We start from the raw sequence: 14026 nt of genomic DNA, 5'->3' as shown, positions 1-14026 counted from the left end.
CCCGTTATAGCGATATGCCAAGATATTTCTTTTCACTATAAGGGCGCTTTGTTAGAGTGCCGCTCTCCCTCCCCCGAGGGCGACGCTTACTTGTTGAATTTCAAGCATAAAGGACGGTGAATCGGTCCCATGTACGTCTATCAGGAACATGACCAGCGATTGCTGGAAGAGCGAGTTGCGCAGTACCGCGACCAGACCCGCCGTTATCTGGCTGGAGAATTGAGCGAAGACGAGTTTCTCGCCCTGCGTCTCCAGAACGGCCTCTATATTCAACGTTATGCGCCAATGCTGCGCATTTCCGTTCCTTATGGCTTACTGGCGAGCCGTCAGCTGCGCCGTCTGGCACATATTGTTCGCACCTATGACAAGGGCTTCTGCCATGTCAGCACACGCCAGAATATTCAGCTGAACTGGCCGTCCGTGGAAGAAGTGCCGGATATTCTTGCCGAGCTGGCTGAGGTGCAGATGCATGCCATTCAGACCAGCGGTAACTGTATCCGTAACATCACCACCGATGAATTTGCTGGTGTGAATCCGCAGGAAATTGAAGATCCGCGCCCCTGGTGTGAAATCATTCGCCAGTGGTCCACCTTCAATCCGGAATTCGCCTACCTGCCGCGCAAATTCAAAATTGCCGTGAATGCGGTACCCGATGCGGACCCGGCCCTGATTGGCGTCCACGATATCGGCGTACAACTGGTTCACGATGCCAACGGCGAGACCGGGTTCCAGGTGTGGGCTGGTGGCGGCCTGGGCCGTACCCCCATGACCGGCTCCGTCATCGGCGAGTTTGTTCCCTGGCAGGACCTGTTGCCCTACCTGGAGTCTATCCTGCGGGTGTACAACAAGTACGGCAACCGGGACAACAAGTACAAGGCCCGCATCAAGATCCTGGTCAAGGCCCTGGGTGCCGACAAGTACCGCGAGCTGGTGGAACAGGAATTTGCCGAGCTGAAAAACGGCCCGATGACCCTGACCAAAGAAGAAGTGGAGCGTATCCAGTCCTGCTTCTCTGCCCCGGCCTACCAAACCGAGGATACAGCCGCCCTGGAGGCCAAACTGGCCGAGGACAAGGCGTTCAGCCGCTGGTATCACACCAATACCCGCGCACACAAACAACCCGGCTATCGTGCGGTTACCCTGACCCTGAAGAAAACCGGTCGGGTACCCGGCGACATCAGCGACGAGCAGCTGGAAGCCGTTGCCGATCTGGCGGACCAGTACAGCTTCGGCGTGCTCCGCAACAGCCACCAGCAGAACATGGTACTGGCGGATGTGGCCGCCTCGGACCTCTATGACCTGTGGAAAGCCCTGGACGCTCTTGGTTTCGCGACCCCGAACCTGGGCTTGATCACCGATATCGTGGCCTGCCCCGGCGGCGATCTGTGCGCCCTGGCCAACGCCAAATCCATCCCGGTGGCGGAATCCATCCAGCGCCGTTTCGACAACATGGATTACGTGCACGACCTTGGGCTCATCGACCTGAACATCTCCGGTTGCATGAACGCCTGTGGTCACCACCACATTGGCCACATCGGTATTCTCGGCGTGGACAAGAAAGGCAAGGAGTTCTACCAGGTCACTCTGGGCGGCCGCGGCGACAAGGAATCTCGCGTGGGCGAGAAACTGGGTCCGTCCTTCGAGTCCGACCAGATCACCGATGTGGTTGAAAACATCATCAAGCTCTACGTGGAAAAACGCCTCGAAAACGAGCCGTTCATCGACACCTACGAGCGCATTGGCATGGAACCGTTCAAGGAGCGCATCTATGGGTAAGGTAATCATTGATGGCGCCATCGTGGACAACCAGTGGCAGCGCCTGGAAGCAGACGCTCTGGAAAACGGCGTACCTGCACAGGGCAAGATCATTGTGCCGCTGGCCTATTGGCAGGAAAACCGCGATGCCCTGATCGCCCGTGGCGATGTGGCCGTTTGGCTGGCGCCCGGCGAAGAGCCCAAAGACCTGGAAGACGATCTGACCAGCCTGCCACTGGTGGCGATTCACTTTCCCGCCTTCAAGGATGGTCGTGGCTACTCCTATGCCCGTGAGTTGCGTACACGCTACAACTTCGAGGGTGAGGTCCGCGCCACTGGCGATGTGTTGCGTGACCAGCTGTTCTACATGACCCGTTGTGGCTTTAATGCCTTTGAAATCCGTGCAGACCGCAGCATCGAAGAAGCGCTGCATGGGCTGAAGGACTTCAGCGTCACCTACCAGGCTGATGTGAACGACCCCAGACCGATTTACCGCCGGGCCTGAATAACAACAGGTGCATCAACGGTAGATACCGAGCGCCGCTGGCTACAACCAGCGGCGTTTTCGCATCCAGATGGCGACACCAACGGCAATCACTCCCACCCCGGAACAGAACCACCAGAAGGCGTTCGGATCCTCAACGCCTGGCAACCCGCCCACATTGATACCGAACAGGCCAGTGAGGAACCCCAGCGGCAGAAACAATGCCGAAATGATTGCCAGCAGGTACATACGATCATTAATCGCCTCGTTCTGAACTGAAAACACCTCTTCCTGCAGCAGAGTGGCATGCTCCCTGGCCGCATCCAGATCTTCCAGCAAACGTTGCAGCCTGTCCGTGGCTTCACGGATCAACAGGGTATCCGCCGCGGCAAACAGGCTTTCGTTCTGCAGCTTGATTAGTGCTTCGCGCTGGGGAGCCAGATAACGCCTCAGGGTAATTGCCCGGCGCCGCAACAAACTCAAATGTGGCGTAAGACTGGCAGTGGGGGATTCCTCCAGCTGCAGAGCACACTCTCCCACTTCCAGTTCCAGATTCTCGATCACCTCCTCCATTCGCCAGATCAGCTGATCGATCAGTTCAGCCACCAGGGCACTGATAGATTCTGGACCCTGGCAACTGTCTAAAGTCTGTCGTACCGCCTCCACACTGAGAAGGGTACGTTTCTGGGTACTGATAAGCCCGGCCGGTGACACCCACATGCGAAGAGCAATCATGTCCTCAGGTCGTGCACCGGGGTTAAGGTTGACGCCTCGCAAATACACCAGCACACCGCCGGCCACTTCCGATGCGCGAGGGCGGGTTTCCGCTGCCGTCAGCGCAGCAATAACTGCCTGCGGAACGGACTGCTGTTGCAACCACTGCTCACTCTCTTCGCAGGTATAATCCAGATGAACCCAGTAGCCAGGTGTTTCAGCCAGTTGTTGCTGCGAGTCTAGTGGTAACGCCCCACCCTTACCCGTCAATTGCAGTGCGAATTTCAGCCAGTTGTTATTACTCATGGCGGCCAATGCCCCTGTTCCTTGTTAACCATAGAATGCGTCAGCAAGTTTCTTCAGACAAATAAAAAGCGCGGCTTAACCGCGCTTTTTTCACTGGCACTGAAATCGTTAATGGCTCAGGGCAAACGCACGACCACCCGCCCCTGAACACCGCCCTGGAGGATTTTTTCCACCCAGGCGTTTACGCCATCAAGCTCGACCTCATCCGCTTCCAGCAAAGACAGATCCGCGGGCATCCATTCGTCCGCGAGCAGCTGCCACATCTGCTGCTTGATCTCACAGGGTAACTCAACACTATCCACGCCAAGCAGGTTCACACCGCGCAGAATAAAGGGCAACACCGTCATTTCCAGCTTGGGGGATGCCGCCAACCCACAGCAAGCGGCACAGCCGCCATATTTGAGGCTTTTCAGTGCGGTGGTCAGCATGTCACCACCGACACAATCCACCGCCCCAGCCCATTGCTCCTTCAACAAGGGCTTACTGCCGGCATTCTCCAGAAAGCTATCGCGACTGAGCACCTCACTGGCCCCCAGAGACTTGAGCCACTGGTGTGATTCCGACTTGCCACTCACTGCGCTCACGGAGAAACCCAGTTTGGCCAGAATGGCCACACTGATGCTGCCCACCCCGCCGGTAGCACCAGTTACCAGCACCGGCCCCTGGTCCGGATTCAGGCCGGTATCAAGCAATGACTCCACGCACAGGGCGGCCGTCAACCCGGCAGTACCGAGCACCATGGCATCACGGGGTGCCAAGCCCTCAGGCAGAGGAACCAGCCATTCCGCCGGCACCCGGATGTACTGGCCGTAACCACCATCTGTATTCATGCCCAGGTCATAACCGGTGCAGATAACGGTATCACCCACACTGAATGGGCCGTCCGTGGTTTCCTCAACCACACCCACTGCATCAATACCCGGGGTATGGGGAAACTGACGGGTAACACCCTTATTACCGGTAGCAGAGAGCGCATCTTTGTAGTTCAGGGATGACCAGTGCACTCGCACCAATACCCCCTCTTCCCCCAGATCAGTCAGCTCGCGCTCTTCCAGTGCGGTTTCATAACCGTTCTCGGTTTCACGGGTCAGCAGGGCTTGGAAACTCATGGTCAGAACTCCTTTCAGTTACGAGTTGCAGGGGCGTCGCTGGCGGCGTGATCCATCAACGTCAAAAGAAGAAACATTTACCACAGAGGACACCGAGTTCACCGAGAAAACCTGTTTTATCTCTGTGTGCTCAATGTCCTCTGTGGTGAAATGCTTCTGGTGCTGGCTCAGTTATCGCGCCGCCAGCGACGCTCCTACAGCAAGCTTTAATCGCTAGGCATTAGTGAATCTGGCGCTGGCTGCCGCGGTGCCAGAACTTTTCCACGGCACGGTGCAGGCTGGTCTCCAGGGAGAATCCCAGCCGCTCGCCCAGCTTTCGCTTGGCTTCCCACTGTACCTGATAGAGGGCGTGGGAGCCCTGGCGCAGTTGCAACAGTTCGTCACTGGTCATGATCTCGTCCACCAGCCCCAGCTCCTTCGCCTGAGTACCAAACCAGTGCTCGCCAGTGGCGACCTTGTCCAGGTCCAGACCTCGGCGATTGTCACGAACAAAGGATTTGAAAAGCTGGTGGGTTTCTTCCAGTTCTTCCTGGAACTTGGCACGACCTTTCTCGGTGTTTTCACCCAGCATGGTCATAGTGCGCTTGTACTCTCCGGCGGTCATCAGCTCCACGTCAATGTCATTCTTTTTCAACAAACGATGGAAATTCGGGATCTGGGCTACCACCCCGATGGAACCGATCACCGCAAACGGCGCGGCAACAATACGGTCAGCAATACAGGCCATCATATAGCCGCCACTGGCGGCTACTTCGTCAACGGTCACGGTCAATTTGATACCGCTATTGCGGATACGGCGCAGCTGGGACGCTGCAAGACCATAGCTGTGCACCAGCCCACCGGGGCTCTGTAAACGCACCAGCACTTCGTCATTCTGTGTGGCCACTTGCAGCACGGCACTGATTTCCCGGCGCAAATGGTCCACTGCACTGGCCTGTACATCGCCATCGAAATCCAGCACAAAAAGACGCGGCTCCACCTTGTCTTCTGTTCCTGCCTTTTTCTTCTGCTTGGCTTCCAGCTTTTCCTGCTTGCGCTTGGCCTTATGTACTTTCTTGTACTGAGCCTCCGGCAGTATTTCCGCTTCCAGAGAATCCTTGAGATCCTCGAATTCCTCATTAAGGTGGCGCACTTTCAGCTCCCCGTCCTGGCCAGCCTTATTGCGGCCCCGGGAAGCGGTGGCGGCGATACCGCCGATCACAAACAAGATCGCTACCACCAGGGTAACGACCTTGGCCAGAAACATGCCGTATTCGGATAAAAACGCGATCACTGGTTACCTGCTTGTCCGTGGGATTGGCACCTGTCTATGGGCGACAGATGAAAAGAAGTGGGATGATTCTACCTAAGAGAGGCGCAATGGGGTATGGCGGTCACCACAGGGAGGGCTGTGGTGACGGGAAAACCTCAATCCCAGCCGGAGATAGCCTGCTGGGCACTGCCGTTCATGGGGCGGGCCACCAGGCCGGTGGGGCCGGCATTCACCTCAAACAGAGCACCTTCAGCCATGGGCAAATAGGCAGCACTGCCATAGCTGGCGTCCACCAGCAGACTCCAGCCATCCCGGGCCATCTTCCACACATCAATACCCACAGGGTCGCGGTGCAGGCTGTAGACGGTGCGGTCCCGAGAGCGTTCGTCCTCAAGAGCGTAGTAGCGACCTGAGATGCGGTCCAGCTGGTAGCCCGGCTGCAGGCCCAGCAGGCGGAAAGGCATTTTCCACTTGATGATGCGAGCATCCAGTTGCCATTGATCCCCTTTCAGGCGGAAGTCCTCGGTGCTGCCGTCGGTGCGGGTTACGGTAGCGATAAAGGATTGGTCACCGGACTGGCGGAAGCTGACCGTGGCTACGGACACCTCTTGAGCGTATTCCCGGTAACCATAGATATTCAGTGCGAACAGACTCAGGTAGATGGCCAGCCCCACCATCATTAGCCCTGCGGTGCCTTTGAGCCATTGCATCAACCATTGCTGGCGAAGCAGCACCCAGGCACCAAGCAAGACAAAAACCAGGCTGAAGATAAAAATCACCAGAGGTGCGAGTGTGTAGTTCATTGGTTCTGTCCTTTATTTGAAGCGCACAACCCAATGGTCAATCAGGGTCCGGGCAATACTACCCGGTGGCGGAATCATTGGCAGGGACTGGTAATGGAACCAGTCCGCCGCCACTATCTCGTCATCATCAATGCATATTTCCCCATTTGCATAATCCGCATGGAAGCCCAGCATCAGGGAATGAGGAAACGGCCATGACTGACTGCTGAGATATTGCAGGTTGGTCACTTCGATGCCGCTTTCTTCTCTTACCTCCCTGACCAGGGCCTGTTCCGCCGACTCCCCCGCTTCCATGAAGCCCGCCAGACAAGAGTACATGCCTTCCGGAAAACGGGTTGAGCGACCCAGCAGCGCATGTTCGCCACGGGTCACCAGAGCAATGATGCAGGGAGTGATTCTCGGATACTGAAAATAGCCACAGGTCTGACAGGTCATTGCCAGATCCCGATGGTGGGCTTCGGTAGGTGAACCACAACGGCTGCAGAAACGGTGGTTTTTCTGCCAGCTGAGGAACTGCAGGGCACGGCTTACCATGGAGAACCCTGCCTCATCCAGTCCGCCGGAAATCAATTGCCGTAACGGCACCGGCTGCAGGGAACCGTCGTCCAGTTCATGATTACTCAGCTCGCAGACGTAGCAGGGCTCACCGTTCAATAGGCCTAGATAGTAGTAATGTGGATGCTGGCGAAGCATGTACGCGGGCAACGCTGGCAGCTGCCACTGATCAGCCGCAATAAGGATATTCTGCTCATGAATCACATAGCAGCGGGCCTGCTCAGCATCCTTGGGTTCGGGGCTGGAGAGATCAATCATGGGCATCAAGCCACTTTGGCCACCGGGTAACCCAGCGCTTTCATACTTTCTTCCGCCACTTCAAGCACACCATCGCCGATGGGCTTCTGCTCTTCCATGCTTTCCAGGTAATAATCGACGCCAGTAAGGGCATCGGCGAGGGTTTCCATATTTTCCCGGGTGGGAGCCGCAGGAGCCTCAATGAGCTGGTGGACAATGTATTTGTGGCATGCCTCGGTCACACCCCGGGCCCGTTGCAGCTCCAGGAACATCAGGCCGCCGGCGATAGATGCAAACGTGCCCGGCAGATTGGAAAGATGCATGGCATCCCAGTTGTTGTCCATGAAGGAGCTGATAGAGCGCTTGGCCAAGGCCAGGCCGGCGCGACATTCCCCGACCACGGTCATCCGGGCATCATCCAGCTGATACAGGGAAATGCCACTATTGTTGCTACCTCGATGGATGTCGTCTTCCGGCGTAATACTGCGCTCCAGATTGGCTGCCACATTTTCCACCATCAGCAGGTCATCCACCAGCGAATGGAATGCCGCACTCTCTACATTCTGGTCTGCTCGCCACTCATTAACCTTGGCGGCCTGGTGCTTGATAACACCAGCTTCATCATCCTTACCGATCATGGCAAGGGTACTACCCAGACGATTAAGGCTGGCGGCCACAGACTGATAATTGGTATCGGCTACGCCCTGTGACGCCATATCCAGGCTTTCCTTGAGCTCACTGATTTCATCACGCATGGCACTGGCCACGGAGCGAATCACCGAGCCACTGGCCCCGGTCATCAGAGCCAATTCACGCTGCAGGATGGCGTCGGAAACATCATTGTTCAGGGCAAACGCCCGCTTCACTTCGGCAACCACCCCCGAGTCCAGGGAAGACAGAGACACCAGATAGAGGCTTTCCTTGATCATTAACAACGGCGCTTCTTCACTGAGCGCCTGATCTCCGCCATAGACCAGCTTCTTCAGTTGACGGTCGTACTGCGACAACAGCGCCTTGCGGGCCGGCGTGACTGCCATGTCATCGGCAACCATTGCTGTGATGACTGCCTGGCCGATCCACAGGAAGCGGCTGAGCCCGCAATGACCGGCGACACGATCCAGGCGAACCAGCGCCCTCCCCATCAGACGAAGGTTTACCGAAGGGTTCTGATCCCGTAGCACACCCAACAGACCGGTCTGGTACATATGGCGCAATCGCCGGGCCAATGCCGGTAATTCGGAGCGAGGCAAGTCACTGTCCAGCGCTTGCGGGTCCCGCGGCCGGGACAGGTCGGCACTGAAAAAGTGACTTTCCTGAATCAGCGCCTTTCCACCGGCCCGACGCAGCTCATTGATGCCACCGATCAACAGGGCCGGCAGGGTACGGTTCTTGAGCTGGACATAATCGAAATAGCGGGTGAGCAGAACAATGGCATTGCTCAGTGCCTGTACCCGTGCATCAGACTGCTTCTCACGCAGCTCCCGGGCAGCAAGGGACATCTCTTCACTCATCAAAGCCGCCGCAGGCAGCTCCACCACCTGACAGATACCCCGCAATTGCTGGAAGTCTTCTGCACAGCGTGCCAGCTCTTCCTGACGGGAGGGGTCGTCGGAAAACGCCTCCAGACTGTTTTCCGCTTCCGTCAGGGTGGCATCAATCGCTTCCTTGAGAAAAGTCAGGGAGGTGGTATTCGTTATGGCGACCATGGACTCTCCGCAAGCACCCAACTGTTATTATCATCGGTCGTACGCCGTGCAACCCCCGGATACGCCGCAATTCTCATGATAGAAGTGTCGACAGGCCGTTAAAAGCAGCTCGGGCTGACAAAAACAGATAACCCGGCTATCCGAACCACACGCCAGGCGGTTGATTTATTGTGTTTCCCCTGGCTGATGCCCCCCTCAAGGCGACAGAGAAAGGCCCCGGGCTCTTTTTCAACACCGGCCGACAAAGGCGCATCAACTTTTGCACGTCATCAAACAATGCGTCAACTTTCATTTGTAAGCAACTGATTTATTGGCCATTTGTTAACCTGGCCACACTCTGAAAACGGCACTTTCCCGATCACGAACCCGAATGGAGTCGTGACCATGTCAATACCGACCATGGTCCAGCCCCTTTCTTGACCATCTGCACTGTACCGGGGCACGGCAAATCCGTATGATTGCCGCCGCCTAAACCCCGTTCATCCCTCGCGCAGGATTCCGCCATGTCAGCCACGCTTGGCCGTGCCTTTTTGCACAATTTCCTTGGGCAGGCTCCCGCCTGGTACAAATACACCATCATCGCCTTTCTGGCCGTCAATCCGTTGATCCACCTGACACTGGGTCCGGTCGTTGCCGGGTGGCTGCTGCTTGCCGAATTCATCTTTACCCTGGCCATGGCCCTCAAGTGCTACCCACTCCAGCCGGGTGGCCTGCTTGCCATCGAAGCAGTACTGATCGGGCTGACCTCTGCAGAGACAGTACTACACAAGGTGGAAAGCAATCTGGAAGTGATGCTGCTGTTGATTTTCATGGTGGCGGGCATTTTCTTTCTCAAGGATCTGTTGTTGTTCCTGTTCACCCGCATCCTGCTGGGAGTGAAATCCAAGGTACGTCTGAGCCTGCTATTCTGTGTCGCGGCAGCCATTCTGTCCGCGTTTCTTGATGCGCTTACCGTTACTGCCGTGGTTATCGCAGTCTGTACCGGCTTCTATGGCATCTACCACAAGGTGGCCTCCGGCAAGTCGTTTCAGCAGAAACACGATCATGGTGATGATACAAGCGTGGAAGACCTGCATCGCGAGGATCTGCGGCGCTTTCGTTCATTCCTTCGTAGCCTGCTGATGCACGCGGCAGTGGGCACTGCCCTTGGCGGTGTCTGCACCCTGGTAGGTGAGCCCCAGAACCTGCTGATCGCCAACAAGGCTGGCTGGGAATTCGGCGAGTTTTTCCTGCGCATGGCGCCCATTACTCTCCCAGTGCTGGTGATGGGCCTTCTCACCTGCGTTTTCCTGGAAATCAGTGGCAGCTTCGGTTATGGCGAGGACATTCCGGAAAAGGTGCGTGGCATCATGCGCCAATACGCCCTGGAACAGGACCGCAAGCGCACCGTGCAGAACAGGGCCGCACTGGTGATACAAGCTCTCACCGCCGTGTGGCTGGTTGTCGGCCTGGCGACACACGCCGCCTCTGTAGGGCTGGTAGGCCTGACAGTGATCATTCTGGCCACCTCTTTCACCGGCATCATCGAGGAGCACCGCCTGGGAGCGGCTTTTGAGGAAGCCCTGCCATTTACCGCACTGCTGACGGTGTTTTTCGCTGTAGTAGCAGTGATTGCAGATCAGCAGCTGTTTGCACCGGTAATTGAATATGTGCTGAGTCTGGAAAAACAGATTCAGGGTCCTGCCTTCTATGTGGCCAACGGGGTGCTGTCAGCGGTGTCCGATAACGTCTTTGTGGCTACGGTCTATGTGGATGAGGTAGGCCAGGCACTACTGAAAGGCGAAATTGACCGGGATACCTTCGACCTGCTGGCTGTGGCCATCAACACCGGCACCAATATTCCTTCGGTTGCCACCCCCAATGGCCAGGCCGCCTTCCTGTTTCTACTGACCTCGGCGCTGGCGCCACTGGTGCGGCTGTCCTACGGACGAATGGTAGTAATGGCTCTGCCCTACACCATCGTCATGTCCGTTACCGGCCTGCTCATGTCGATGATGGCATTGGGGCCGGCTACGGATTATCTCTACGAAAATGGCTGGATCGAGCACCACGATATCAGCGAGTACCAGGTGTCGCCCGGCAAGCAGCACTGACACTCAAAAACTCTTCAGTGCAGCACAATGGCCGGCATTCCTGAAGGAGTAGCGCTGTGCCAACTGCTTCGTCATGCGAGCATGACTTCCCACAAAACCCGACGTTGAAGGGTTTGTGGGAAGCGATGTTTACATTGCGAAGGGCTCAGGTCCGACACAGGACCTTAAGGGCCTTACTGAAGCGGGCTTTCTTCTTTCTTGCGATCCCAGAGGGTCGCCTCGCCGTTACTGTCAGCAATGGCTGCCAGCTTGTCGCGGTGCCGCTGCACCTCCAGATCTGACGCCCTCACCACTTTCAGTGCCGGGCGTTGGCCATCCAGTCTGCGAATGGCTTCCGCAGCCATCTCACCATCCTGCTCGCCGCTGTCATTGCCGTCCAGGGACAGTCGGGTCTGACCACCGGTCATGGCCAAGTAGACGTCGGCGAGGATCTCCGCATCCAGCAAGGCCCCGTGCAGCTCACGGTGACTGTTTTCAACACCATAGCGTCGGCACAGCGCATCCAGATTGTTCTTCTGTCCCGGGTGTTTCTGGCGTGCCATCACCAGGGTATCGAGCACGCCACAGCGTTGTTCGATGGTGCCATAGCGACTGCCAAGGCGGCGCAATTCGTGGTTTAGGAAGCCCACATCGAAGGGGGCGTTATGGATCACCAGCTCCGCGCCATCCACGAAGGCCATGAATTCATCGACAACCTTGTCGAAGGTGGGCTTGTCCGCCAGGAACTCGGTGCTGATTCCGTGCACGGCCAGAGCACCTTCATCAATCTCGCGCTCGGGATTGAGATACAAATGCAGGCTGTTGCCGGTAAGCCGCCGGTTGACGACTTCGACACAACCGATTTCGATCACCCGGTGGCCATCGTTGGGCTCAAGACCGGTGGTTTCCGTATCCAGTACTACCTGACGCATCAGCTCGGCATTCCTTTTTTCTGAAGAAGTTCATCAATGCCACGGTTGGCAAGCGCATCGGCTTTTTCGTTCTCGGGATGCCCGCTGTGGCCCTTCACCCATTGCCATTCAATAGTGTGTTTGCCGCAGGCCGCATCCAGTCGCCGCCACAGATCCGCATTCTTTACCGGCTGCCTGGACGCGGTTTTCCAGCCCCGTTTTTTCCAGTTGGCCATCCACTGGGTGATGCCATCCATGACATAACGCGAGTCCGTTGTCAGCACCACCCTGCAGGGTTGGGTCAGGGCTTCGAGGGCCATAATAGCGGCCATCAGCTCCATACGGTTGTTGGTGGTATCGGGTTCACCACCGAACAGGGTCTTTTCGGTGGTGCCGTAACGCATGACCGCACCCCAGCCACCAGGGCCGGGGTTACCGCGGCAGGCGCCGTCGGTGAAAATAATCACTTGCTTCAATGAATCAGGACTCCTTGTTTTGCTGTCCCCAGCGGGCGACCGGTACAGGCACCACAGTATTGCGTGACACCTTGTGTTGCCGGTTGGGCAACAGCTTTGCCATACCGGCCCGTTTGCGGGCAACCAGCAAATAGGTATTGCCATGGCGGGGCCAAAGCAGACTACCCAGCCATTCGAGAAGACGCAGCCGCTCACGGCCACGGTCGGAAAGCGGCATAGTATAGAAGCCACTGGCCATGCCATCGACCTCAAATCCCAATACTTGCAACCAGTCGGTGAGACGGGTCGGCCGGTAAAAGCGCCCGGACCAGCCCGGCCGGCTCCGCCAGAAAAACCAGCGCGCCAGCCCCATCAGGCTTATCGGGTGAAAACCGATAATGGCAACCTTGCCACCCGGAGCGATACTTCTGGTGGCTTCGCGCAACACCTGGTGGGGATCCTGGCTGAAGTCCATGACATGATGAAGCAGGAGCAGATCCACACTGGCCTTCGCCAGAGGCAAAAGCTCCAGCCGAGCCCGGACCCGGGTGCCACCAAAACCCTGGGTAGAGATGCTGGTCTGCCAAGGAAGCGGGCTCTCTGCCAGCATATCCCGGCCGCTGCCGCTGTACAGGGCCACCGCCCGCTGACCGGCCTGACTGCGCAGCCATTCACCGAGCATGTCGCGCTCGGCAGCCAGCAAGGCCTGGCCCGGCTCGCTGTCCAGCCAGTTGTCAAAATTGCGCCCCAACTCAGGGGAGGAGGCATTATAGGAAATACGGTTGAGTGGAGGCAGCTGCATGACGGACAATGACTCCTGATAACAAAAGATTGTCGGCCCTTTAGACCCTTTTAGGAGCGTAGCACGACATGTTGCCCAGCCCCACTGCCATCCCTGCATTTAAAGACAATTACATCTGGGCCATGCGCCAGGGAGACCGGTGCGTGGTGGTTGATCCAGGCGATGCAGCTCCGGTGGAACAGTTCCTTAAGCAGAACGGTCTGCGGCTGACCAGCATTCTGGTCACACACCATCATCCGGACCATGTGGGTGGTATTCCCGCCCTGCTCAAGGAAAGGGATATTCCCGTCTATGGGCCTGCCAGGGAGACCATCCCCGGAATGACACACCCCCTTGTCGAGGGCGACACCATTCAACCGGCCGGAGTAGACATGAACCTGACAGTGATGGAGGTTCCGGGCCACACCCTGGGGCATATCGCCTTCCACGAAGCCGGCCTGGGTTGGTTGTTCTGTGGCGATACCCTGTTTGCCGGTGGCTGCGGCCGCCTGTTTGAGGGTACCCCGGAGCAGATGCATGACTCGCTGCAACGACTGGCCAGCCTGCCGGCCAAAACCCTGGTGTTTTGTACCCATGAATACACCCTGGCCAACCTGACCTTTGCCGCCGCAGTCACTCCGGATGACGACGCCGTAATTGAGCGGCTCGAAACTGTACGCCAGGCCCGCGAGGCAGGCCAGATCACCCTGCCCTCCACACTGGAAGAGGAAACCCGCAGCAACCCCTTCCTGCGTGCCCATGAGCCCGCCCTCAAGCGCGCCTGTGAAGCCAGGGAAAGCGGAGCTTCGGCCAGTGATATGCAGTGTTTTGCCACCTTGCGTCGCTGGAAAGACAACTTTTAGCTGACATTGCTTGTGGGGCCCCT

Annotated in this window: 13 protein-coding genes; 4 read left to right on the top strand and 9 right to left on the bottom strand. The window is 57.3% G+C overall.

Annotated elements, in window-relative coordinates; all coding sequences use genetic code 11:
- The first annotated feature begins 129 nt into the window (after window positions 1-129).
- Both HUJ17_RS10860 and HUJ17_RS10855 read left to right on the top strand, forming a co-directional pair.
- Window positions 130-1776, top strand: a complete 1647-nt coding sequence (locus tag HUJ17_RS10860) for a nitrite/sulfite reductase (RefSeq protein ID WP_290510708.1) — start codon at window positions 130-132, stop codon at window positions 1774-1776.
- The gene (locus HUJ17_RS10855) at window positions 1769-2260 is read left to right on the top strand and encodes a DUF934 domain-containing protein (RefSeq protein ID WP_290510707.1); all 492 of its coding nucleotides are present in this window, start codon (window positions 1769-1771) and stop codon (window positions 2258-2260) included. The genes HUJ17_RS10860 and HUJ17_RS10855 overlap by 8 nt, the downstream gene beginning before the upstream one ends.
- Before the next feature lie 42 nt (window positions 2261-2302).
- Here the strand turns inward: HUJ17_RS10855 and HUJ17_RS10850 are convergent, their stop codons facing one another.
- The 6 genes from HUJ17_RS10850 to HUJ17_RS10825 form a co-directional block, all read right to left on the bottom strand.
- Complete coding sequence (locus HUJ17_RS10850) at window positions 2303-3259, bottom strand: zinc transporter ZntB (RefSeq protein ID WP_290510706.1); 957 nt, start codon at window positions 3257-3259, stop codon at window positions 2303-2305.
- Between the two features lie 116 nt (window positions 3260-3375).
- Window positions 3376-4368 carry a YhdH/YhfP family quinone oxidoreductase gene (locus tag HUJ17_RS10845; protein ID WP_290510705.1) on the bottom strand — a complete coding sequence of 331 codons (993 nt, stop codon included), beginning with the start codon at window positions 4366-4368 and terminating at the stop codon, window positions 3376-3378.
- A gap of 220 nt (window positions 4369-4588) precedes the next feature.
- Window positions 4589-5641: a protease SohB gene (sohB, locus tag HUJ17_RS10840; protein WP_290510704.1), complete on the bottom strand. Its 1053-nt coding sequence runs from the start codon at window positions 5639-5641 to the stop codon at window positions 4589-4591.
- Window positions 5642-5775: 134 nt separating this feature from the next.
- On the bottom strand, window positions 5776-6423 hold the full coding sequence (locus tag HUJ17_RS10835) for a hypothetical protein (RefSeq protein ID WP_290510703.1): 648 nt from the start codon (window positions 6421-6423) through the stop codon (window positions 5776-5778).
- Between the two features lie 12 nt (window positions 6424-6435).
- Window positions 6436-7236: an NAD(+) diphosphatase gene (gene nudC / locus HUJ17_RS10830; protein WP_290510702.1), complete on the bottom strand. Its 801-nt coding sequence runs from the start codon at window positions 7234-7236 to the stop codon at window positions 6436-6438.
- A gap of 5 nt (window positions 7237-7241) precedes the next feature.
- Entirely contained in the window at window positions 7242-8921 is a 1680-nt protein-coding gene (locus HUJ17_RS10825) for a hypothetical protein (protein ID WP_290510701.1), read from the bottom strand.
- A gap of 503 nt (window positions 8922-9424) precedes the next feature.
- Between HUJ17_RS10825 and nhaB the strand changes: the two genes are divergently transcribed.
- The gene (gene nhaB, locus HUJ17_RS10820) at window positions 9425-11014 is read left to right on the top strand and encodes a sodium/proton antiporter NhaB (RefSeq protein WP_290510700.1); all 1590 of its coding nucleotides are present in this window, start codon (window positions 9425-9427) and stop codon (window positions 11012-11014) included.
- Window positions 11015-11187: 173 nt separating this feature from the next.
- Here nhaB and dnaQ read toward each other — a convergent pair whose 3' ends face one another.
- From dnaQ to HUJ17_RS10805, 3 genes are read right to left on the bottom strand one after another with little or no spacing between them, the layout of a single operon-like run.
- Window positions 11188-11925, bottom strand: coding sequence for a DNA polymerase III subunit epsilon (gene dnaQ, locus HUJ17_RS10815; protein WP_290510699.1), 738 nt, complete (start codon window positions 11923-11925; stop codon window positions 11188-11190).
- Window positions 11925-12380, bottom strand: a complete 456-nt coding sequence (gene rnhA, locus HUJ17_RS10810) for a ribonuclease HI (protein ID WP_290510698.1) — start codon at window positions 12378-12380, stop codon at window positions 11925-11927. Before rnhA ends, dnaQ begins: the two co-directional genes overlap by 1 nt.
- 4 nt (window positions 12381-12384) lie before the next feature.
- Window positions 12385-13161 (bottom strand): methyltransferase domain-containing protein, encoded by a 777-nt coding sequence (locus HUJ17_RS10805; RefSeq protein WP_290510697.1) that lies wholly within the window; start codon window positions 13159-13161, stop codon window positions 12385-12387.
- 68 nt (window positions 13162-13229) lie between these two features.
- Here HUJ17_RS10805 and gloB point away from each other — a divergent pair, with 68 nt between their 5' ends.
- Window positions 13230-14003 (top strand): hydroxyacylglutathione hydrolase, encoded by a 774-nt coding sequence (gene gloB, locus HUJ17_RS10800; RefSeq protein WP_290510696.1) that lies wholly within the window; start codon window positions 13230-13232, stop codon window positions 14001-14003.
- Window positions 14004-14026: the final 23 nt, after the last annotated feature.

Origin of the sequence: Alcanivorax sp. (assembly GCF_014762765.1) — a bacterium.
GTDB lineage: Bacteria > Pseudomonadota > Gammaproteobacteria > Pseudomonadales > Alcanivoracaceae > Alcanivorax.
This window is presented reverse-complemented; position numbering and strand designations above follow the sequence as displayed.

What these genes read in the sequence shown, in the direction of transcription:
- HUJ17_RS10860 (WP_290510708.1), top strand. Translation starts at nt 130, where the DNA reads ATGTACGTCTATCAGGAACATGACCAGCGATTGCTGGAAGAGCGAGTT.
- HUJ17_RS10855 (WP_290510707.1), top strand. Translation starts at nt 1,769, where the DNA reads ATGGGTAAGGTAATCATTGATGGCGCCATCGTGGACAACCAGTGGCAG.
- HUJ17_RS10850 (WP_290510706.1), bottom strand. Translation starts at nt 3,259, where the DNA reads ATGAGTAATAACAACTGGCTGAAATTCGCACTGCAATTGACGGGTAAG.
- HUJ17_RS10845 (WP_290510705.1), bottom strand. Translation starts at nt 4,368, where the DNA reads ATGAGTTTCCAAGCCCTGCTGACCCGTGAAACCGAGAACGGTTATGAA.
- HUJ17_RS10835 (WP_290510703.1), bottom strand. Translation starts at nt 6,423, where the DNA reads ATGAACTACACACTCGCACCTCTGGTGATTTTTATCTTCAGCCTGGTT.
- nudC (WP_290510702.1), bottom strand. Translation starts at nt 7,236, where the DNA reads ATGATTGATCTCTCCAGCCCCGAACCCAAGGATGCTGAGCAGGCCCGC.
- HUJ17_RS10825 (WP_290510701.1), bottom strand. Translation starts at nt 8,921, where the DNA reads ATGGTCGCCATAACGAATACCACCTCCCTGACTTTTCTCAAGGAAGCG.
- nhaB (WP_290510700.1), top strand. Translation starts at nt 9,425, where the DNA reads ATGTCAGCCACGCTTGGCCGTGCCTTTTTGCACAATTTCCTTGGGCAG.
- dnaQ (WP_290510699.1), bottom strand. Translation starts at nt 11,925, where the DNA reads ATGCGTCAGGTAGTACTGGATACGGAAACCACCGGTCTTGAGCCCAAC.
- HUJ17_RS10805 (WP_290510697.1), bottom strand. Translation starts at nt 13,161, where the DNA reads ATGCAGCTGCCTCCACTCAACCGTATTTCCTATAATGCCTCCTCCCCT.
- gloB (WP_290510696.1), top strand. Translation starts at nt 13,230, where the DNA reads ATGTTGCCCAGCCCCACTGCCATCCCTGCATTTAAAGACAATTACATC.